Below are 294 nucleotides of genomic sequence, written 5' to 3'. Positions count from 1 at the left end.
TGGTGCTTGGCCGGAGGCAGGACGGGCAGCGAGCGGCTTCCTGCTGGAGGCATACGGCTTCCGCCTGGTCTTGGACCTCGGATACGCGACGCTGCCCCGGCTGCTGGCGCGATGTGCGGCGAGCAAGGTCGACGCCGTCGTCATCACCCATGAGCACCCGGATCACTGTGCGGATCTGAGCGCCCTGTGCCGAGCGCTGCTCTACGGCGGCGGGCGCCGGGACCGTGTGCCGCTGTACTGCCCTACGGGAGTGCTGGGGAGAGTGCAGGCGATGGAGCCGACCGAGGACCTGCA

At 69.7% G+C, this 294-nt stretch carries 1 protein-coding gene; it reads left to right on the top strand.

Features of this window, described 5'->3' with window-relative positions:
* The coding region (locus IG94_RS0138260; protein ID WP_031048919.1) for an MBL fold metallo-hydrolase at positions 1–294 on the top strand (294 nt) is incomplete at both ends.

Origin of the sequence: Streptomyces olivaceus (assembly GCF_000721235.1) — a bacterium.
GTDB classification, from domain to species: Bacteria; Actinomycetota; Actinomycetes; order Streptomycetales; family Streptomycetaceae; genus Streptomyces; species Streptomyces olivaceus.
This window is presented reverse-complemented; position numbering and strand designations above follow the sequence as displayed.